Origin of the sequence: Sulfitobacter sp. AS92, from assembly GCF_038900015.1 — a bacterium.
Classification (GTDB): domain Bacteria; phylum Pseudomonadota; class Alphaproteobacteria; order Rhodobacterales; family Rhodobacteraceae; genus Sulfitobacter.
In genome coordinates, this window is the sequence record NZ_JBBMQL010000001.1 from 352,010 (window position 1) to 371,579 (window position 19,570).

Genomic DNA, 19,570 nt, shown 5'->3' on the forward strand with positions numbered 1-19,570 from the left:
GTTGAGAGCGATTGCTGAAATCGTCCCCATTGTGCAATGATGCACCATGACGCAAAAACATCCCGACCGGGTCGACGAGAGTCTGATCGCTTTACGCCGCATTTTGCGCGCTACCGAACTCTATGCCCGCGATTTGGCGCAGGCCGCAGGGGTCACCCCGGCGCAACTGCGGGTTTTGCAGATCGTCGGAGAGAAGAAAGACCCCACAGCCAAGACCCTCGCCAATCAGATGGGCGTCAGCCAAGCGACCGTGACCGCGTTAGTCGATAAGTTGGTGGCGCGCAGTTTGGTCTCGCGGCAGCCCTCGGCGCAGGACCGTCGGCAAACCAACATCACCCTGACCACCCAAGGTGAGGATGTGTTGGAGGAAGCCCCCGATGCGTTGCAACAGCGCTACGTCCGCGCCTTTGCCGATCTCGCCGATTGGGAGCAGGCGCAGTTGGTGTCTTCGTTGGAGCGTGTGGCGGCGATGCTGAATGTAGACAGTTTGGATGCCGCGCCGGTTCTGGCGACCGGTGAATTGCGGATGAGCAAAAAGACCTATTAAGGTTGACCTCAAAAGCGCGGGCAGCCAAACCCTTTTGCAAATCGCGTCATTCCCTATATAGAGACCCATCCCTAGCCTGTGAGTCTTTAAAATGTCCGCTTCCGCGCCCATCACCCAAGACGTGATGACCCTTCCCCGCAAGTTGCCCGAGGGGCCGATCAACCTTGTCGGTCTGACCCGTGACGCTATGCGTGACGTGTTGATCGCAAACGGCACGCCCGAGAAACAGGCAAAGATGCGTGTGGGGCAAATCTGGCAGTGGATTTATCAGTGGGGTGTGCGTGATTTCGACTCCATGACCAATCTTGCCAAAGGCTACCGCGCTGAACTGGCAGAGAAATTCGTGATCGAAGTGCCTGAGGTCGTGACCCGGCAGGAAAGCGAAGACGGCACGCGAAAGTATCTGGTGCGGATCGCAGGCGGCCATGAAGTTGAGGTGGTCTATATCCCTGAAGAGGGCCGTGGCACGCTATGTGTGTCCAGCCAAGTGGGCTGCACGCTGACCTGTTCCTTCTGCCACACCGGCACGCAGAAACTGGTGCGTAACCTCACCGCCGCTGAGATCATTGGTCAGGTTATGGTGGCGCGCGACGATCTGGATGAATGGCCCGAGACCGGCACTCGGACCGAAGAGGCCCGTCTTTTGAGCAATATCGTGCTGATGGGCATGGGTGAGCCGCTTTATAACTTCGAGAACGTGCGCGATGCGATGAAGATCGCGATGGACCCTGAGGGGATTCAACTGTCGCGCCGTCGGATTACGCTCTCGACCTCTGGCGTCGTGCCCGAGATTCACCGCACCGCCGCCGAAATCGGCTGCCAGTTGGCCGTGTCGTTCCACGCCACCACCGATGAGGTGCGCAACAAGCTGGTGCCGATCAACAAGCGTTGGAATATCGAAGAACTGCTCGACGCCCTACGCGCCTATCCCAAGGTCAGCAATTCCGAGCGGATCACCTTTGAATATGTGATGCTGAAGGGCGTGAACGACAGCGACGAAGACGCGCATCGTTTGGTTGAACTGATCAAGGGCATCCCGGCCAAGATCAACCTGATCCCTTTCAACGAATGGCCCGGTTCGCCCTATGAGCGGTCGTCGAACAACCGCATTCGCGCGTTTGCGGATATTGTCTATAACGCGGGCTATGCCTCGCCCGTGCGTAAACCGCGTGGCGAAGACATCATGGCCGCCTGCGGTCAGCTGAAATCAGCGACAGAACGCGCGCGCAAGTCGCGCAAGCAGATCGAAGCCGAAGCTGGAATGGGCGGCTAAGCCAGCCCGGCCCGGCCCCTTGCAAGGGCGGACACAGTAACCCCCTCGGCGGCGATGTCGCCGGGGATATCTTCGCCCCGCACCAAAGCGGCGGCAGCGCGGGCCAGAGCAGGCGCGGTTTGAATGCCATAACCGCCTTGCCCCGCCAGCCAAAAGAACCCTTCTCCTTTAGGATCAAACCCCGCGACCGGGTCGCCATCGGGCACAAAGCTGCGCAGCCCCGCCCAACGGCTCTCAATCCGCCGCAGGCTGAGGTCAAAGGCAGTTTCGATCCGGTCAATACAGATCGCCACATCCAATTCCTCGGGCTGCGCGTCGCAGGGCGCGGAGGGGGTCGCGTCCGCTGGAGAGATCAGCAGCTTGCCCGCATCGGCCTTAAGGTAGAACTGCTCATCAATATCCACCACCATTGGCCAGCGGTCGGGCACCACGCCCTCGGGCGGGGCCACGGTCAGCGCAGTGCGGCGTTTGGGGGTAAGGCCCACGGGGGTAAGGCCTGCCATCGTCGCAATTTCATCCGCCCATGCGCCTGCGGCGTTGACGATGACAGGGGCGTGAAACTGGCCCTGCGGGGTATCAACCTGCCAATCGCCGTCTTTGCGCAGTGACAGCACCTCGGCCTTGGTCTGCAAGACGCCGCCTGCTGCACGAAAGGTCTTGAGGTAATGTTGGTGCAGCCCATTCACGTCGATATCTGCCGCCGACCCATCGCGCAGTCCGGCTGCGGCATAATCCTTGCGCAGCAGTGGCACGAGGGTTTCGATCTCCGCCCCGGTGAGCGGGGTGACATGCGGTCCTAACTCTTCGGCCATACGGGCGAGTGAGGCTCTCTGATCCTGCCGCGCGACAAAAACCGCCCCGCGCGGCTCCAACAGCGGGTGGTCCAGATACGGGCTGGTGGGATTTTTGAAGAACGCGGCAGAGGCACGAGACAAAGCACGGATCACCTCAGGCCCATAGGTCACGGTAAACAGCGCGGCGGACCGGCCCGTGGTGTGATAGCCGGGCTGGCTTTCCCGCTCCAGCAGCAACACGCGCCGATCACTGGCCAGTTCCGCCGCGACAGAGGCGCCAGCAATGCCCGCGCCGATGACAATGCAGTCAAAACCGGTGGTGGAGGTGTTCATAGTCGTCCCCTTTGCGCAAAGGCTAGCACCGCCCGCAACTGGGCAAAAGGGTGGATACAGGCGAATTCAAGGTTGGAAGCAGCAGCGGGAAAACCTGCCAGTATGTTGCAATTGCATGAAGTTTTCCGCCCGAGCCGCAAAGCCGTTGACCGGATGCCCTCGCCCGGCGCAGTCTGTTAAAAAGGGGCGCCCGGTCTGCCGGTTCGATTGATGCTCCTGCCAACAGGAGTGCTGCCCCATGTTTGACCTGCCCCTTACCAAAACCCTTCCCGCGCTGACACTGGCCTTTGGCCTCATGGCATCCGCCTCTGCCGCTGCTGAACTTGTCGTCGGCATGCAGCAAGAGCCGACCTCGCTTGATCCAACGGCGGATGCGACCGCCTCCATCGACAGTATGATGACGCAAAACGTCTTTGAATCGCTGACCACGGTGGCCGAGAATGGCGAAGTGCAGCCCAACCTTGCGACTAAGTGGGACGTGTCCGAAGACGGGCTGACCTATACTTTCCATCTGGCCGAGGGCGTGATGTTTCACGATGGCAGCGCACTGGACGCGGAGGATGTGGTCTTCTCCTTCGACCGCGCCATGGCCGAGGAGAGCGTGAACCCCTCCAAGGATATTTTCGAGCCGATCACGAGCGTCGAAGCCATTGATCCGCAAACAGTTGAGATCACGCTCAGCGGCAAGGATGCGTTTTTCCTGTTCAACATGGGGCAGGGCGACAGCGCCATCGTCGCTTCCGAAACTGCAGAGGGCAACAATGCCAACCCGGTGGGCTCCGGCCCCTTCAAGTTTGACAGCTGGACCCGTGGCGACCGCCTGACCTTGGTCAAGAACCCCGATCACCGCGATGCGGCTGATGTGGCGCTGGATAAGGTGGTGTTCCGCTTCATCTCTGACCCCGCTGCCGCCACCGCTGCGATGATGGCCGAAGAACTCGACGCCTTCCCTGGCTTCCCCGCGCCCGAGCTGCTGCCGCAATTCGAAGCCGACCCGCGCTTCCGCGTCAATGTCGGCTCAACCGAGGGCGAAGTGATCCTCGCCATGAACAATGCCAAGCCGCCGTTCGACAATGTCGAAGTGCGCCGCGCCGTGGCCACGGCCATCGACCGCGATGAAATCATCGAAGGCGCGATGTATGGCCAAGCCGTGCCCATTGGCAGCTTCTACCCCCCGCATGGCACCGCCTATGTCGACCTGACCGGCGCCTATCCGCATGACACCGAAAAAGCCAAGACGATGTTCGAGGATGCAGGCGTTGCAGGCCAGACCATGACCCTGCGCGTGCCGCCGTTCCCATATGCCACCCGCTCGGCAGAGATCATCCAGAATGAACTGGCCGAAGCCGGGATTGATGCCAAGGTAGAGAACGTCGAATGGGGTTTTTGGATCGATGAGGTCTATAAGAAGAAGAATTTCGACATGACCATCATCGCCCACACCAGCCCCAACGACATGGGCAATTTCGCCCGCGGGCCGGATTACTTCTATGGCTATGACAATGCTGAGATGACAGCGCTGTGGGAGCAGATCACGACAGAGGTCGACTCGGCTAAGCGCGACGAACTGCTCAAGCAGGGCCAGCAGATGCTGTCGGATCAATCGGTCCACGCATTTCTGTTCCAGCTGCCGCTTCTGGGTGTTTTCCGGGAGGGGGTCGAAGGCTACTGGGCCTCTTCGCCGGTGCTTTACATGCCGCTCAAAGGCGTCAGCGTCGCCAATTGACCTAAACCGGCTGCGGTGCCTTGCGTGCCGCAGTCATTGGACCTGATCCCGTGGCCTATTTCCTTTTCCGACGCACGCTTGGTTTCGTGCTGACCCTGCTGGCCGTGTCGCTTGTGGTTTTTGCCGTGATGAACGTGCTTCCCGGCGATCCGGCGCTGACGATCCTTGGGATGGATGCCTCGGACGATGCGTTGGCCGCACTGCGTGAGCAGTTGGGGCTGAACGAGCCTATAGTGTCGCGCTATCTATCTTGGGTCTGGAATGCCGTTCAGGGGGATTTCGGCCTCAGCCATTCCTTCCGCGTGCCCGTGTCTGAATTGATCTCTGAACGGCTGCCGATGACCATTTCGCTCGCCGTGGCGGGGATGTTGGTGACCTTGGTGCTGGCACTGAGCCTTGGCATCACCGCCGCAGCGCAGCACCGCCGCGCGGGCGATTGGGGGGTGATGTTCCTCAGCCAACTGGGCATCGCGGTGCCGGCCTTTTGGCTGTCGATCCTTTTGGTCATGCTCTTTGCTGTCAAACTGCGTTGGCTGCCGCCCGGTGGATTTGCAGGCTGGTCTGATCCGGTCGCGGCGATCCGGTCTTTGATCCTCCCAACGGTGGCGCTGGCGCTGGTGCAATCAGCGGTGCTGGCGCGGGTCACGCGGTCTTCGGCGTTGGAGGTGATGCGACAGGATTTCGTGCGCACCGCGCGGGCCAGCGGGTTGTCGCATCGGCGGGTGCTTTGGCGGCATGTGCTGCCCAATGCGCTGGTGCCGATCGTCACCATCGTCGGCATGCAATTTGCAGCACTGGTGACCGGGACGATTGTGATCGAGAATGTCTTTTACCTGCCCGGTCTTGGGCGGCTGATTTTTCAATCCATCGCCAACCGAGACCTACCCACCGTCCAAGCGCTGGTGATGCTCTTTGCGGCCATCGTGGTGACGGCGAACTTCGTGGTCGACCTGCTCTATGTCGTGATCGACCCACGGCTAAAGGCGCGGGCATGAGGGGGCTTCCGGCGAACTTTCTTCTGGGCGCGGTTCTGGTCAGCCTTGTCGTCGGCATCGCAGCCCTGTCGCTCATCTGGACCCCGCATGATCCACAGACCATGTCGATCTCGACCAAATTCGCGCCGCCCTCAATGGTGCATTTGCTGGGCACCGATCAACTGGGCCGTGATGTTGTGGCGCAACTCATGGCGGCGGCGCGCAATTCGATGACCGTGGCGCTGGTGGCAGTGCTTTTGGGCGGCAGCATTGGCGTAGCGCTGGGCCTCTTGGCCTCGGCGCTGGGCGGCTGGGTTGAGGACGGGGTGATGCGGCTGGCCGATCTCGGCTTTGCTTTCCCGGCGCTGTTGTTCGCGATCATGCTTGCGGCGGTTTTTGGTCCTTCGCTCACCAACGCGGTAATGGCGATCTCGTTCATCAATATCCCCATCTTCGCCCGCGTGACCCGCGCCTCCGCCAATCAAATCTGGACCCGCGACTATGTCGCCGCCGCGCGGGCTGCCGGGCGGGGCCGCTTTGCGATCAGCCGCGATCACATCTTGCCGAACATCGCCGCTGCAATCATCGTGCAGGCCACCATCGAGTTTGCCGTGGCGATTTTGGCCGAGGCGGCGCTGAGCTACCTCGGCCTTGGTGCGCAGCCGCCTGCGTCGAGCTGGGGGCGGATGTTGTCGGAGGCACAGACGCTGATGTATCTCGCGCCGCAATTGGCGATTTATCCGGGGCTTTGTATCGTAACGGCTGTACTGGGGTTCGGTCTGTTGGGCGATGGGCTGCGTGATATCACTGACCCAAGACTGGTGCGGGCGCGATGATCGAGCTTGCCAACCTCTCCGCCCATTTCGGCGAGGCAGCGGCCCTGCGTGACGCCAATCTGGTAATTCAGCGGGGCGACCGTTTGGGCATTGTGGGCGAAAGCGGTTCTGGCAAGACGCTTCTGGCGCTCTGCCTCATGGGCATGGCCCCCGACAGCGCGCGCCTGACTGGACGGCTCAGCATTGACGGGCAGGACATGGCCGGCGCGTCCGAGCGGGACTGGCAGCGCCTTCGCAGCCGCCGGGTGGCGATGGTGTTTCAAGAGCCGATGGCTGCGCTGAACCCGCTTAGACGCGTGGGCGATACGGTGATGGAGCCGATGTTGCTGCACGACGGTCTGACGCGCCGCGCGGCTCGGGTCCGGGCGCTGAGTCTGTTCGAAGAGGTGGGTATCCCGGACCCCGACCAACGGCTGCGGCAGTTCCCCCATGAGATGTCAGGGGGGCAGCGCCAGCGGGTGCTGATCGCGCTGGCCTTGGCCTGCAACCCGATGTTGCTGATCGCGGATGAGCCAACCACCGCACTGGATGCAAATGTTGCGTTGCGGATCACCGATCTGCTGCAACGGCTGGCGCGAGAGCGCGAGATGGCGCTGGTTTTTATTAGTCATGACCTTGCCGCCGTGGCGCGTGCCACCCAAGATATCGTGGTGATGTATGCCGGCGATATGGTGGAGCGCGGCCCGACGGCAGAGGTGCTCTCCGCCCCGGCGCATCCATATACCAAGGGTCTGCTGGGCGCGCGGCCTGATGCCAGTGTGGCGGGGCGGGACGCCAATGGGAAGCGGCGGCGCCTACCAACCATTCCGGGCTCTGTGCCGCCCCTCCAGGGTCTGCCCGAAGGCTGCCGTTTCTCGGGGCGCTGTCCGGTCGAACTGCCCCAATGCGCCACGCAGCGCCCGGTCTTTACGCAGACCGACGCGGTGCGCGGTGCTGCCTGTCACTTATTGACGGAGGCACGCCATGACTGACGTGCCGCTTTTGGAAGTCCGCAACCTCACCCGTCGCTACAAGCTGCCGCGGCAAAGCCTGCTGCGCCGGGCACCCGTGCTGACGGCGTTGGAGGGGGCCGCATTTTCCCTGCGCGCCGGAGAGACCTTGGGCGTGGTTGGCGAAAGCGGTTCGGGCAAATCGACCTTGGCGCGGCTCATCATGGCGTTTGAGGCTCCGGACGCGGGGGAGGTGCTGTTTCAGGGCCGCGATCTGCACGGCTTGACCGCAGAGGAATTGCGTAAGCTGCGACGCGGCTTTCAGATGGTATTTCAAGACCCTTTCGGCTCGCTCAACCCGCGCCGCCGCATTGGATGGTCTATTGCAGAGCCGCTGCGCGCCAATGGCGAGACGGAGAATATAAGCCTCCGCGTAGCCGAAGCCTTGGAACAGGTCGGGCTGCACCCTGCCGACGCGGGCAAATATCCGCATGAGTTCTCGGGCGGGCAGCGTCAGCGCATCGCCATTGCCCGCGCCATCATCACCCGCCCCGCGCTGCTGGTCGCGGATGAGGCGGTTTCGGCCCTTGATGTCTCGGTTCAAGCGCAGATCCTCAACCTTTTGATGGACCTGCAAGATGATCTGGGCCTTGGCATGGTGTTTATCAGCCATGACCTCGCGGTGGTCGGCTCAATCTGTGACCGGGTGCTGGTGCTGCAGCACGGCAAAACGCTGGAGAGCGGTGCGGCGGTTGATGTGTTGCGCGCGCCTAAGCACCCTTATACGAAAACCCTGCTGAAAGCCGCAGGAGTACGCCCATGACCCGCTTTGTCCACCTGACCGACCTGCATATCTCGCACCCCGATTTGAACGATCCGCATCTGCAAAGCGACACGCCCGCCACGTTGCGCCGCGTGGTCGAAGTGATCAACGCGATGGAGAAGCAGCCCGATTTCGTGGTGGCCAGCGGTGATCTGACCAATCAGGGCGATCAGCAAAGTTATGAACTGGTGCGCGACATCCTTAGCACCCTGCGCGCGCTCTTGGTGATGGCGCTTGGCAATCACGACAAGCGCGCCGGGTTCAACGCGGTCTTCGCGCCGGGGCTGGCGGATGCGCCCTATTTTCACGATGCGCCACAGGGCGATCTGCATGTCATCACGCTGGATAGCAGCGTGCCGGGCAAGGTGGCCGGAGCGCTGGATGACGCGCAGTTTGAATTCCTCGGGGCTGCGCTACAGCGTCACCCCGAGCTGGCGAAACTCTTGGTGATCCACCACCCGCCCCGCATCGATCCTGGCGCGCTTGCGTGGGGCAGCCTTGATGAGGCCAGCAGTGCTCGATTAGCTGAAATGCTGACAGGCCAACGCGTCGCGGGGATCCTCTCGGGTCATGTTCACGTGAACCGGGTCAGTCATTGGCATGGCATACCTGTAGTGATCTCTAACGGGCTGCACTCCACCATTGATCTGACCGAGACGCGCGATCTGCGCATCGTTGAGGGCACCGGATTCGGGCTGTGTGACTGGCTTCCAAGCGGCCTAAGCGTTTCTTTCGCCCCGCTTGACCCGACGGCGCGTGAATTGGCGCGGATTGATGAGGCCCAGCTAAAATCCTTTGAGTAGAACGACATCCACTGCCTGCAGCCGCAGCATTTGTCTCATGCCGCGCCGCAGTAAAAAAATTATTGTTGACCCTCAACCTTTTTAATCTCACACAACGGTACAAGAAAAAGTGATATCCGGCGCAAGATCGGATTGCTGTTCACGGGGAGGGTGAATTTGCCGACTGCCAATGGCGATAGTGTATCCACGCTTGGCGCGCGCATGCGCAAGCAGCGCCACCGGTTGTCCCTGACATTGCAGCAGTTGGGCGAAGCCTCTGGCGTGTCGGTCGGCTATCTGAGCCAAGTTGAGCGTGGACTGGCCACGCCATCGTTGGGTACCCTGTCGCAGATTGCGGTCGCGCTTCAGGTCGAAGTTGGCTTTTTCATCCATACCCCCAAGACCCAAGACAGCCTGACCCGCGCGGATGAGCGTCCACGCTTTGCCGTGTCGGGGTCTTCGATCGAATATGAAAAGCTTGGCGCGGATTTTCCCGGTCATGAGCTGTCGTCTTACATCATGAACGTGCCACCGGGCTATGCCTCCGAAGAGGTCGTGCATGAGGGCGAAGAGGTGATCTATATCCTTGAAGGAGAGATCGCGCAGGTCGTCGATGGGGGGGAGCATATCATGCGGCCCGGCGACAGCCTGCATTACCTCGGCAGCAGCCCGCATTCTTGGTCCAACAAAACCGACAAGCCCGCGCGCGTTCTTTGGGTGGGCCGGATGCAATACGAACAGGCCGCTGGCGCCAATAGAATACGTCCGAATGAAGGGGCAATCGCCACCGCATTCGCGTCGTCTCGCCCGTAAGGGCGTATCACCTGCGGCGGACAAACCGCTGCCAAAAAACAAACCAATCAGGAGAGAGAGAATTATGTCTTTTACAACCAAACTGGCCACCGGCGCCATGCTGGCGGCACTGGGTGCCACAGCCGCCTCGGCCCAATCGCTGGTCTATTGCTCCGAAGGCTCGCCCGAGGGTTTTGACCCCGCGCTTTACACTGCTGGTACCACCTTCGACGCCTCCAGCCACCCGATCTACAACCGTCTGGCCGAGTTCAAAGTCGGCACGACCGAAGTTGTGCCTGCACTGGCAGAAAGCTGGGAAGTCAGCGAAGACGGCATGAAGGTGACCTTCAAGCTGCGCGAAGGGGTGAAGTTCCACTCCAACGACCAGTTCACGCCGACACGCGACTTCAACGCCGATGACGTGATCTTTAGCTTTGACCGTCAGGGCAATGAAGAGAACCCCTACAACCAGGTTTCGGGCGGCACGTGGGAATACTACGGCGGCATGTCCATGCCCGACCTGATCGAGAGCATCGAGAAAGTTGACGATTACACCGTCGTCTTCAACCTGACCCGTCCCGAAGCGCCCTTCATCGCGAACATGGCGATGGATTTCGCCTCGATCGTGTCTAAGGAATATGCCGACGCGATGCTCGAAGCTGGCACGCCCGAGATGCTGAACCAAGCACCTATCGGCACTGGCCCATTCCAGTTCCAAGCCTACCAGAAAGACGCGGTCATCCGTTACCTGCGGAACGACGAATACTGGGGCGACCCGGCCAAAGTTGAAAGCCTGATCTTCGCGATCACGCCTGACGCTTCGGTCCGCTACCAAAAGGTGCAGGCGGGTGAGTGCCACGTGACGGCATATCCGAACCCTGCCGATGTTCAGGCGATGAAAGACGCCGAAGACATCGTCGTGATGGAGCAGGAAGGTCTGAACGTGGGCTATTTGGCTTACAACACGCAGGTCGCGCCTTTTGACAACGCCAATGTCCGCAAGGCGCTGAACATGGCGATCGACAAGCAGGCGATCATCGACGTGGTGTTCCAAGGGTCCGGCGAAATCGCCAAGAACCCGATCCCGCCGACCATGTGGTCCTACAACGACGCCATCGAAGACGACAACTATGACCCCGAGGCCGCCAAGACGATGCTCGAGGAAGAAGGCGTCACCGACCTGTCCATGAAGATCTGGGCGATGCCGGTTCAGCGTCCCTACAACCCCAACGCCCGCCGTATGGCCGAGCTGATGCAGGAAGACTTCTCCAAAGTTGGCGTCGATGTTGAAATCGTCTCCTACGAATGGGGTGAGTACCTTGAGCGCTCCAAGTCGAAAGACCGTGACGGTGCCGTGCTGCTGGGTTGGACCGGCGACAACGGCGATCCAGACAACTTCCTCGCGGTTCTGCTGGGCTGTGACGGTGTCGAGAAATCCAACCGCGCCCAGTGGTGCAACGAGGAATTCGACGCGCTGATCCAGAAAGCCAAGGTTCTGCCGACCCAAGAAGAGCGTGCGCCGCTGTACGAAGAAGCGCAGCAGATCTTCAAGGATCAAGCGCCTTGGGCCACCATCGCGCATTCGGTCGTCTACATGACCATGCGTCCCGAAGTTGAAGGCTATGTCGTGCACCCGCTGGGTGGCCACATCTTCAACCAAGTTGGCCTGAAGCAGTAACCCTGCCGCTATGATCAATGGGGGCGGCATTCTGTGCCGTCCCCATTTTATTAACCTCACCCGCCGGGAAGCCTTACCTTGTCCAATTCTCTGAATGATCGCCTGTCGGCCTATGCCGATATCGCCGCTGACCTATCGGTGGACGCCGTGGCGCTGGTGCCCGGCCCGAATTTCACCCGCGCTGTCGACCATGCCTTCATGAGCCACGAGCGCCCCTTTGTTCTGGTGATCCCCGCGCGCGGCCCCGCCGCCGCACTGGTGCCGAACCTAGAGTTGGGCAGCTGGGACTTGGTCGGCTTTGACGGCGCCGTTTTTGATTGGCGCGATCAAACCGGCTATGACGAAGCCTTCGCCGCGCTGACGCAGCACCTGAACATCACCTCGCTGGCCGTTGAGGGCCAAGTGATGCGCGTCTTCGTGCATCACGCGCTAAAGAAAGCGCAGCCCGACCTGCGGATCATCGACGCCGAGCGTGAAATCTCCGCCCCGCGCATGATCAAGACCGAGGCCGAGGTCGCCGCCCTGCAAGAGGCGATTAACATTTCCGAACGCGCCCTGCGCGCCACGCTCGACTCTGTGAAGCTCGGCCAGACCGAGAAAGAGATCGAACAGAAACTGGTGCAGATGGTTTTTGCCGAAGGGGCGGATGATCTGTCCTTTGCGCCGATCGTCGCGGCGGGGGACGGTTCAGCCCGCCCCCATGCCAAAGCGCGCGAAGATTACCGCGTCAAAGCGGGCGATGCGCTGCTGATCGACTTCGGTGCGCGCAAGAACGGCTTTGCCGCTGACATCACCCGCACCGTTTTCCTTGGCCATGTCAGCGATGAGGGGCGCGAGGTCTACGACACCGTGTTGCGCGCCAACCTCGCCGGGCTGGACGCCACCCGCGCCGGTGTCACCGCGCATGAGATCGACGATGTGGTGACCTCCGTCCTCGAAGCCTCGCCCTACGCCGACCGCATTCGCACCAAAACGGGCCACGGCCTTGGCCGCGATGTGCATGAAGCGCCTTATATTATGCGCGGCAACCACATGACTTTACCCGCCGGAACGGTGTACACCAACGAACCCGGTCTCTATGAGATCGGCAACTTTGGGGTGCGCATCGAAGATGACGTGCTGATCACCGAAGATGGCTACAAATCCCTGACCAACTTTCCGAAGGAACTGATGGTGCTACCGTGCTGAAATATGTTTTGTCGCGCCTCGCGACCTTCATCCCGACCTTTATCGGCGTCACGCTGATATCATTTGCCTTCATCCGCATGCTGCCGGGCGACCCTATCGTCGTCATGGCAGGCGAGCGGGGCATCTCAGAAGAACGCTACTTTGAACTGCAACAGCAGTTCGGCTTTGACCGCCCGATCTATGTGCAGTTCTGGGAGTACTTTACCGGGGTTCTACAGGGCGATCTGGGCAACTCTTTCGTGACCAAACGACCCGTCTGGGATGAGTTCTTCTCGCTTTTCCCAGCCACGCTGGAACTGTCGGTCTGCGCGATGATCTTTGCCGTTGCCTTGGGCCTGCCTGCAGGGGTGATTGCCGCCGTGAACCGGGGTAAGTTCTTTGATCGGGCGCTGATGTCCACCGCCCTCGTGGGCTATTCAATGCCGATCTTCTGGTGGGCGCTGCTGCTGATCATCGTCTTCTCGGGCAATTTGGGCTGGACGCCAGTCTCGGGCCGGATTGATCTGCTTTATTACTTCCCCAATGCGACGGGATTCATGCTGATCGACAGTATCGCGTCGGGGCAGGACGGGGCGTTTACCTCGGCGCTGAGGCACCTGCTGCTGCCGACCATCGTGCTGGGCACCATCCCGCTGGCCGTGATCGCGCGGCAGACCCGCTCGGCCATGCTTGAAGTGCTGGGCGAAGACTACATCCGCACCGCGCGCGCCAAGGGCATGTCGCCGGGCCGGATCAACGGCATCCACGCCCTGCGCAACGCGCTTATCCCCGTCATTACCGTGATTGGCCTGTCGGTCGGCACGCTGCTGGCGGGCGCAATTCTGACCGAGACGATCTTTAGCTGGCCGGGCATCGGCAAGTGGATGGTCGACAGCATTTTCCGCCGCGACTACCCGGTGGTGCAGGGTGGCCTGCTGCTGATCGCCGTCATGGTCATGGTCGTGAACCTCACCGTTGATATGCTTTACGGCATCATCAACCCCAAGATCAGGAAACGCTAATGGACGACGCACTCTCTGCCGAAGCCGAAATGGTACACGCGCGCCCCGGGCGCCTGCGCGAATTCTGGTTCTATTTCCGCGAAAACCGTGGGGCCGTGATTGGCCTGTGGATCTTTGCCGTCTTCGCCTTTCTGGCGCTGTTCGGTCCATGGATCGCGCCGCATGACGCCACCCAACAGTTCCGCGCAGCCACGCTGCAGCCCCCTGTCTGGCAGGACGGTGGCACTTGGAGCCACATCCTTGGCACCGATCCCTTGGGCCGTGACATGCTCTCGCGCCTGATTGTCGGTGCGCGCTATTCGTTCTTTGTTGGCATCGTCGTGGTCTCTATCGCCGCCTCTGGCGGGATCATTGTCGGCCTGATCTCGGGCTTTGCGCCCAAGTGGCTCGACACGATCATCATGAGGATCATGGACATCATCTTGGCCTTCCCCTCGCTGCTGCTGGCGCTGGTGCTGGTCGCCATCCTTGGGCCGTCCCTGACCAATGCGATGATCGCCATCGCCATCGTGCTTCAGCCGCATTACGTGCGTCTGACCCGTGCGAGTGTGCTGTCGGAGCGGCAGAAGGACTACGTCACCTCGGCCCGCGTTGTCGGTGCTGGCACGCTGCGGCTGATGGTCGTGACCGTGCTGCCCAACTGCCTTGCGCCGATCATCGTGCAGGCCGCGCTGTCGTTTTCGACCGCGATCCTTGATGCCGCCGCGCTTGGCTTCCTCGGCATGGGGGCGCAGCCGCCCACGCCGGAATGGGGCACCATGCTGGCCGAAGCGCGTGAGTTCATTCTGCGGGCGTGGTGGGTCGTGACCTTCCCCGGCCTTGCGATCCTCGTCACCGTGCTGGCGATCAACCTCATGGGTGACGGTCTGCGCGACGCCCTTGATCCGAAACTGAAGCGGAGCTGATTGATGTCTCTTCTGCGTATCCGCAACCTCTCGGTCGATTTCGCCACCGCCTCGGGCAAGTTCCGCGCCGTGGACTCGGTTGACCAAGATGTCGACACGGGCGAAATCCTCGCCATTGTCGGCGAAAGTGGCTCGGGCAAGTCGGTGTCGATGTTGGCGCTGATGGGCCTGCTGCCTTGGACGGCGGCTGTCACGGCTGATGAATTGACCTTTGACGGCAAAGATCTGCTCAAAATGAGCAACCGGGACCGGCGCAAGATCGTCGGTAATGACCTTGCCATGATCTTCCAAGAGCCGATGTCCTCGCTCAATCCCTGTTTTCCGGTGGGCTGGCAGATCAAGGAATCCCTGCGCTTTCACCTTGGCATGAACCGGGCCGAGCGGCACAAGCGGGCGATTGAACTCTTTGAGCAAGTCGGCATCCCGGACCCGGAAAAACGCCTGTCGGTCTTCCCGCACCAGATGTCTGGCGGGATGAACCAGCGTGTGATGATCGCCATGGCGATTGCCTGCAAGCCGAAGCTTCTGATCGCGGATGAGCCGACAACCGCGCTCGACGTGACCATTCAGGCGCAGATCCTCGACCTGCTGACCTCGCTTCGCGAAGAGACCGGCATGGGGCTGGTGCTGATCACCCACGACATGGGTGTGGTCGCCGAAACCGCCGAGCGTGTGAGCGTGCAATACGCGGGCCAGAAGATAGAAGAGCAGCAGGTGTTGCCGCTGTTCCGCCAGCCGCACCATCCTTACACGGCGGCGTTGCTGGATGCGCTGCCGGAGCGTGCCACCGAAAAGCGCTTGCCGACGATCCCCGGCGTTGTGCCAGGCCAGTTCGACCGGCCTGCCGGGTGCCTGTTCTCGCCGCGCTGCAAGTTCGCCAATGACAAATGCCGCAACCAGAACCCGCCACCGCTGAGCGAGGAACTGGGCAAGGCCCGTTGTTTCTATCCGCTGAATACCGATGAAAGGGTCGCGTCATGACTGCCCCCGTAATGACCGCCGACGCGCTAGAGCGTCACTATCAGGTTGGTGGCGGCTTCCTGCGCAAGACCCAGACGCTCAAGGCCGTCGCGGGCCTCGATTTCCAACTGCACCCCGGCAAGACGCTGGCCGTTGTGGGCGAGAGCGGCTGCGGCAAGTCCACACTGGCACGCATGGTCACGATGATCGAAGAGCCGACCGCCGGGTCGCTCACGCTCGACGGCAAACAGGTACGGCCTGAGGATTGGGCCGACCTGCGCCAGCATGTGCAGATCGTGTTTCAAGACCCCTACGGCTCGCTCAACCCGCGCCAGCAGATCGGCACGATCCTGCAAGAGCCGCTGGTGATCAACCGGAAGGACATGTCGAAGAAAGAGCGTGAAGAGAAGGCGCGCGAGATGCTGCGCCTCGTCGGTCTGCGGCCTGAGCATTACGACCGCTACCCGCATATGTTCTCCGGCGGCCAACGCCAGCGGATCGCGGTGGCGCGGGCGTTGATGCTGGACCCGAAGGTGCTGGTGCTGGACGAGCCGGTTTCGGCGCTTGATCTGTCGATCCAATCGGCGATCCTGAACCTGTTGGTCGACCTGCAGGAAAAGATGCAGCTGGCGTATCTGTTCATCAGCCACGACCTTTCTGTCGTGCGCCATGTGGCTGACGATGTGATCGTCATGTATCTGGGCCGCGCGGTCGAGAAGGGGCCGAAGGACGAAGTCTTTGAGAATCCGCGGCACCCTTACACCGCAGCACTGCTGTCCGCGACGCCACGTGCCGACCCCGAAGGCGGCAAAGAACGCATCAAGCTGCAAGGCGAATTGCCCTCGCCGCTGGCGATCCCCGAGGGCTGCCCCTTTGCCCCGCGCTGCTGGAAGGTGCAGGACGTCTGCCGGAAAGAGCGGCCCGTTCTCGAAGGCACGCCCCATCCGGCGGCTTGTTACTTCCCAGTTAACGAGTGAGGTGTTGCAGGTGGGTCAGACCACCTGCGCCACCACGCCGATGCAATCGCCCATCTTGACCAGCCCCGGCACATGCCGGGCGGTCAGGATGCCGCTGAGCTGCGCATGCGCCGTGAGCGCGGGCTGACCACTGCGGTCACTGGGCCAGAGCCGGGCGATGGGCTGGCCTTCGGTCACTTCATCCCCCAGATCGACCAGCGGCTCTAGCAGCGCATTCGTCTCGCTAAAGGTGAAGCAGCGCCCGTCTGGCATATCAAGCATGACTGTCTTTGCCATCTCAGGGTCGCCCTCCAAAATCCCTGCATGGATCAACAGATTGCGCGCGCCTTTGCGGGCGACGGCAACGCTCTTGGCCGTCGACGTGCCCGCGCCGCCGAGCTCGGTGGTGACAAAGACCTTGCCCTGCTCCTCCACTTCCGTGTCGAACATGCCGCGGTTGTCGATCTCCAGCATCTTCATCGAATAGGGCGCGTTGAACGCCTCCATGGCGGCCATACAGGCGGCCTCTTGTTTCTTGTCGGGCAGGATATGCGCGGCCGCGAAGGGCAGGAAATCAAGCGTGCGCCCGCCGGAATGGAAATCAAGTACCACATCCGCAAGCGGCACCAATTCAGTCGCAATGTAATGCGCGATCTTTTGGGTCACCGTGCCATCGGGGCGGCCCGGAAAACTGCGGTTCATATTGCCGCCGTCGATGGGCGAACAGCGGCGGCCAGCGGCAAAGGCGGGTTGGTTCATCATCGGCAAGATGATGACGCGGCCCGATACCTCTGCCGGGTCCAGCGTCGCGGCGAATTCTTGCAAAGCAATCGGCCCTTCGTATTCATCGCCATGGTTGCCGCCCGAGAATAGCGCGGTCGGCCCGTCGCCGCCATTGATGACGGTGATCGGAATCATAACCGACCCCCACGCGCTGTCATCGCGGCTGTAGGGCAGGCGCAAGAAACCGTGGTGCGCGCCGGGTTGGTCAAGCGGGATGGTCGGGGTGATGGGGGATTTAATCATGCGGAAACAAACAACTTTCGCGGTGTGGTGCAGAAACATTCATGGCCGGTCTCGGTGATGCGGATCGGCTCGGTGATTTCGAGCCCGCCATCATCCAGCCAGAGCGCGGGCATGAAATGGAAGGTCATGTTCGGCTCAAGGATCGTCGTATCGCCCCGGCGGAAAGAGATCGTGCGCTCGCCCCAGTCGGGGGGATAGCTGATGCCGATGGCATAGCCGCAGCGGCTGTCCTTCTCAAACCCGGCCTTGTTGAGCGTCTTGTTGAATGCATTGGCGATGTCCTCGGCCTTATTGCCCGGCTTGGCCTGTTCCAGCCCCGCGTCGATGGCCTCTAGCACCGCCTGTTCGGCGTCGCGGTATTTTTGCGGGACATCCCCGAAAAACAGCGTGCGCGATTGCGGGCACTGATAACGCCGGTGGGCACCTGCGATCTCAAAGAAGGTCGCTTCATTGGGCTGCATGGGCCGGTCGTCCCACGTCAGATGCGGGGCGGTGGCGTCCATGCCGGAGGGGGCCATGGGCACGATGGCCGGATAGTCGCCCCAGAAGCCCTGCGCGCCGCGAATGCCGGTGGCGTAGATTTCGGCGACCAGATCGTTCTTGCGCATCCCCGGCACGGCGACTTCGAGGATGCGGACGTGCATCTCTTCGACGATCCGCGCGGCGCGCTCCATATATTCGATCTCGCGCTCGGATTTCACGGCGCGTTCCCAGTTCACCAATGCCGTGGCGTCCATGAAGGTCGCCTTGGGCAGTTTGGTCTTTAGCGTGTCGTGGGCGCGGGCGGAGTAATAGTAGTTGTCCATCTCCACGCCGATGCGCGCGTTCTCGAGGCCCATTTCGCTCAAGAGGCTTGAGAGGTCTTCCATCGGATGCTTCTCGGGGTTCTGGACGTAGCTGTCGTCGTAGCCACGAATGCAGTCATCCTCCATGAAGACCGTCCGCCGGGCGCCGAGCGCATCCATGCCGCGGCCCCACCAGACGGGCTCGCCCTCATGTGTCACGATCACCGCTTGGTAGACGTAGAACGACCAGCCATCATAGCCCGACAGCCACGACATATTCGACGGGTCGCTGACCACGATCGCATCCATGTTGCGCGCGGCCATGACCTTTCGCGTTCGGTCAACCCGGCGCTGGTACTCGCTGTTGGTAAAATTCGCCTCATACGTGGTCATTGGCCAGCCCCTTTCATGTCTGGTTACCCGAATATTGCGATCCGGCCAGAGGGGCCGGGATCACGGAATGATGCCTTGTGCGTGGGCGCTTGGCATGTCGCAGTCGAACAGACGGCCATAGCCATCGGGGCGGCCCGACAGCCCGCCCATTCGTTGCAACGCCCAGCACAGCGCTTGGTTGGAGGTCACGACCGGTTTGCCCAAGGCGGCTTCGATCCGATCAATCACGTCGACACCGCGCAGGGACGTGCAGGAGAGGAAAAATGCCTCTACCTCTGGTCCGTCCAGTGCTGTGGCACCGTTGATGATGCTCTCGTCGTCGATCCGCGCCATGTCGCGGTCGTCTTCCAGCCCGAAGGCGCCGTTGCGCATGACCTTGAGGCCCTGTTCTTCGAAATAGGCGGCGAGGGGGGCGGCGGTGTCGGGCAAATAGGGGGTCAACATCGCCACACGCTTCACGCCAAGGGCGGCAAAGCCCGCGATGGCGGCAGAGGCGGGGGTGATGACCGGAACACCGGGAAGCCCTTCGCCGATCGCCGCGCGCACTGCCGGGTTGCCGATGGCGACAGAGGCGGAAGTGCAGCAAAACGCCACCGCCGAGAGTTTTACCCCCGGCACCAGCAGCGATGCAGTGCGGGCCAGATCGGGGGTCATGGCGCGTAGGCGGTCGGGCGTTGTGGGGTTTTCAAAGGCGATGCGGGCCGCATGCAGCGCGGCCTGCGCGGGGTCGATCAACCGCGCGGCATCGCGCTCGAATGTCATGTCGGTCGACAACAGGATCGCGCCGAGGCGCACCGGATCATCCTCACGCAAACGGCACTCAAGCGTTTCGCTTTGCACAGGGGGTGTCACCTGAATATTCCTTTACG

At 61.6% G+C, this 19,570-nt stretch carries 19 protein-coding genes; 15 read left to right on the top strand and 4 right to left on the bottom strand.

The window, feature by feature from the left end:
• The first annotated feature begins 46 nt into the window (after positions 1–46).
• Together WNY61_RS01690 and rlmN are read left to right on the top strand one after the other, a co-directional pair.
• Positions 47–547, top strand: coding sequence for a MarR family transcriptional regulator (locus WNY61_RS01690; protein WP_120352082.1), 501 nt, complete (start codon positions 47–49; stop codon positions 545–547).
• A gap of 91 nt (positions 548–638) precedes the next feature.
• On the top strand, positions 639–1,820 hold the full coding sequence (gene rlmN, locus WNY61_RS01695; protein WP_342849719.1) for a 23S rRNA (adenine(2503)-C(2))-methyltransferase RlmN: 1,182 nt from the start codon (positions 639–641) through the stop codon (positions 1,818–1,820).
• Here rlmN and WNY61_RS01700 read toward each other — a convergent pair.
• Positions 1,817–2,947 (bottom strand): FAD-dependent oxidoreductase, encoded by a 1,131-nt coding sequence (locus tag WNY61_RS01700; RefSeq protein WP_342849720.1) that lies wholly within the window; start codon positions 2,945–2,947, stop codon positions 1,817–1,819. The two genes, rlmN and WNY61_RS01700, sit on opposite strands and share 4 nt — an antisense overlap.
• Positions 2,948–3,185: 238 nt before the next feature.
• Between WNY61_RS01700 and WNY61_RS01705 the strand changes: the two genes are divergently transcribed.
• The 13 genes from WNY61_RS01705 to WNY61_RS01765 all read left to right on the top strand — a co-directional run bounded on the left by WNY61_RS01705 (position 3,186) and on the right by WNY61_RS01765 (position 16,518).
• Positions 3,186–4,673, top strand: a complete 1,488-nt coding sequence (locus tag WNY61_RS01705) for an ABC transporter substrate-binding protein (protein WP_342849721.1) — start codon at positions 3,186–3,188, stop codon at positions 4,671–4,673.
• A 50-nt stretch (positions 4,674–4,723) separates the two neighbouring features.
• Positions 4,724–5,668: an ABC transporter permease gene (locus WNY61_RS01710; protein ID WP_342849722.1), complete on the top strand. Its 945-nt coding sequence runs from the start codon at positions 4,724–4,726 to the stop codon at positions 5,666–5,668.
• Positions 5,665–6,483 carry an ABC transporter permease gene (locus WNY61_RS01715; protein WP_342849724.1) on the top strand — a complete coding sequence of 273 codons (819 nt, stop codon included), beginning with the start codon at positions 5,665–5,667 and terminating at the stop codon, positions 6,481–6,483. Before WNY61_RS01710 ends, WNY61_RS01715 begins: the two co-directional genes overlap by 4 nt.
• Positions 6,480–7,454, top strand: coding sequence for an ABC transporter ATP-binding protein (locus tag WNY61_RS01720; protein ID WP_342849725.1), 975 nt, complete (start codon positions 6,480–6,482; stop codon positions 7,452–7,454). Before WNY61_RS01715 ends, WNY61_RS01720 begins: the two co-directional genes overlap by 4 nt.
• Positions 7,447–8,235 carry an ATP-binding cassette domain-containing protein gene (locus WNY61_RS01725; RefSeq protein ID WP_342849726.1) on the top strand — a complete coding sequence of 263 codons (789 nt, stop codon included), beginning with the start codon at positions 7,447–7,449 and terminating at the stop codon, positions 8,233–8,235. Before WNY61_RS01720 ends, WNY61_RS01725 begins: the two co-directional genes overlap by 8 nt.
• On the top strand, positions 8,232–9,038 hold the full coding sequence (locus WNY61_RS01730; protein ID WP_342849727.1) for a metallophosphoesterase: 807 nt from the start codon (positions 8,232–8,234) through the stop codon (positions 9,036–9,038). Before WNY61_RS01725 ends, WNY61_RS01730 begins: the two co-directional genes overlap by 4 nt.
• A 201-nt stretch (positions 9,039–9,239) precedes the next feature.
• Complete coding sequence (locus tag WNY61_RS01735) at positions 9,240–9,830, top strand: XRE family transcriptional regulator (RefSeq protein ID WP_342849989.1); 591 nt, start codon at positions 9,240–9,242, stop codon at positions 9,828–9,830.
• Positions 9,831–9,894: 64 nt separating this feature from the next.
• Entirely contained in the window at positions 9,895–11,487 is a 1,593-nt protein-coding gene (locus WNY61_RS01740; protein ID WP_342849728.1) for an ABC transporter substrate-binding protein, read from the top strand.
• A gap of 78 nt (positions 11,488–11,565) precedes the next feature.
• Positions 11,566–12,675: a Xaa-Pro peptidase family protein gene (locus WNY61_RS01745; RefSeq protein ID WP_342849729.1), complete on the top strand. Its 1,110-nt coding sequence runs from the start codon at positions 11,566–11,568 to the stop codon at positions 12,673–12,675.
• The gene (locus tag WNY61_RS01750) at positions 12,669–13,676 is read left to right on the top strand and encodes an ABC transporter permease subunit (RefSeq protein ID WP_342849730.1); all 1,008 of its coding nucleotides are present in this window, start codon (positions 12,669–12,671) and stop codon (positions 13,674–13,676) included. The genes WNY61_RS01745 and WNY61_RS01750 overlap by 7 nt, the downstream gene beginning before the upstream one ends.
• Positions 13,676–14,581 (top strand): ABC transporter permease subunit, encoded by a 906-nt coding sequence (locus tag WNY61_RS01755; RefSeq protein WP_342849731.1) that lies wholly within the window; start codon positions 13,676–13,678, stop codon positions 14,579–14,581. The genes WNY61_RS01750 and WNY61_RS01755 overlap by 1 nt, the downstream gene beginning before the upstream one ends.
• A gap of 3 nt (positions 14,582–14,584) precedes the next feature.
• A complete protein-coding gene (locus WNY61_RS01760) occupies positions 14,585–15,562 on the top strand; it encodes an ABC transporter ATP-binding protein (protein WP_342849732.1) in 978 nt (325 codons plus the stop codon).
• The gene (locus tag WNY61_RS01765; protein ID WP_342849733.1) at positions 15,559–16,518 is read left to right on the top strand and encodes a dipeptide ABC transporter ATP-binding protein; all 960 of its coding nucleotides are present in this window, start codon (positions 15,559–15,561) and stop codon (positions 16,516–16,518) included. Before WNY61_RS01760 ends, WNY61_RS01765 begins: the two co-directional genes overlap by 4 nt.
• 15 nt (positions 16,519–16,533) lie before the next feature.
• Here WNY61_RS01765 and doeB read toward each other — a convergent pair whose 3' ends face one another.
• The 3 genes from doeB to WNY61_RS01780 are packed head-to-tail and all read right to left on the bottom strand — an operon-like array spanning position 16,534 to position 19,553.
• Complete coding sequence (doeB, locus tag WNY61_RS01770) at positions 16,534–17,523, bottom strand: N(2)-acetyl-L-2,4-diaminobutanoate deacetylase DoeB (RefSeq protein ID WP_342849734.1); 990 nt, start codon at positions 17,521–17,523, stop codon at positions 16,534–16,536.
• On the bottom strand, positions 17,520–18,701 hold the full coding sequence (doeA, locus tag WNY61_RS01775; protein ID WP_342849735.1) for an ectoine hydrolase DoeA: 1,182 nt from the start codon (positions 18,699–18,701) through the stop codon (positions 17,520–17,522). Before doeA ends, doeB begins: the two co-directional genes overlap by 4 nt.
• Before the next feature lie 60 nt (positions 18,702–18,761).
• Positions 18,762–19,553, bottom strand: coding sequence for an aspartate/glutamate racemase family protein (locus tag WNY61_RS01780; protein WP_342849737.1), 792 nt, complete (start codon positions 19,551–19,553; stop codon positions 18,762–18,764).
• Between the last annotated feature and the right edge of the window lie 17 nt (positions 19,554–19,570).

Bases quoted from the DNA above. Each gene is read 5' to 3' on its own strand.
- WNY61_RS01690 (WP_120352082.1), top strand. From the start codon at position 47: ATGACGCAAAAACATCCCGACCGGGTCGACGAGAGTCTGATCGCTTTA.
- rlmN (WP_342849719.1), top strand. From the start codon at position 639: ATGTCCGCTTCCGCGCCCATCACCCAAGACGTGATGACCCTTCCCCGC.
- WNY61_RS01700 (WP_342849720.1), bottom strand. From the start codon at position 2,947: ATGAACACCTCCACCACCGGTTTTGACTGCATTGTCATCGGCGCGGGC.
- WNY61_RS01705 (WP_342849721.1), top strand. From the start codon at position 3,186: ATGTTTGACCTGCCCCTTACCAAAACCCTTCCCGCGCTGACACTGGCC.
- WNY61_RS01715 (WP_342849724.1), top strand. From the start codon at position 5,665: ATGAGGGGGCTTCCGGCGAACTTTCTTCTGGGCGCGGTTCTGGTCAGC.
- WNY61_RS01720 (WP_342849725.1), top strand. From the start codon at position 6,480: ATGATCGAGCTTGCCAACCTCTCCGCCCATTTCGGCGAGGCAGCGGCC.
- WNY61_RS01725 (WP_342849726.1), top strand. From the start codon at position 7,447: ATGACTGACGTGCCGCTTTTGGAAGTCCGCAACCTCACCCGTCGCTAC.
- WNY61_RS01730 (WP_342849727.1), top strand. From the start codon at position 8,232: ATGACCCGCTTTGTCCACCTGACCGACCTGCATATCTCGCACCCCGAT.
- WNY61_RS01735 (WP_342849989.1), top strand. From the start codon at position 9,240: ATGCGCAAGCAGCGCCACCGGTTGTCCCTGACATTGCAGCAGTTGGGC.
- WNY61_RS01740 (WP_342849728.1), top strand. From the start codon at position 9,895: ATGTCTTTTACAACCAAACTGGCCACCGGCGCCATGCTGGCGGCACTG.
- WNY61_RS01755 (WP_342849731.1), top strand. From the start codon at position 13,676: ATGGACGACGCACTCTCTGCCGAAGCCGAAATGGTACACGCGCGCCCC.
- WNY61_RS01760 (WP_342849732.1), top strand. From the start codon at position 14,585: ATGTCTCTTCTGCGTATCCGCAACCTCTCGGTCGATTTCGCCACCGCC.
- WNY61_RS01765 (WP_342849733.1), top strand. From the start codon at position 15,559: ATGACTGCCCCCGTAATGACCGCCGACGCGCTAGAGCGTCACTATCAG.
- doeB (WP_342849734.1), bottom strand. From the start codon at position 17,523: ATGATTAAATCCCCCATCACCCCGACCATCCCGCTTGACCAACCCGGC.
- doeA (WP_342849735.1), bottom strand. From the start codon at position 18,701: ATGACCACGTATGAGGCGAATTTTACCAACAGCGAGTACCAGCGCCGG.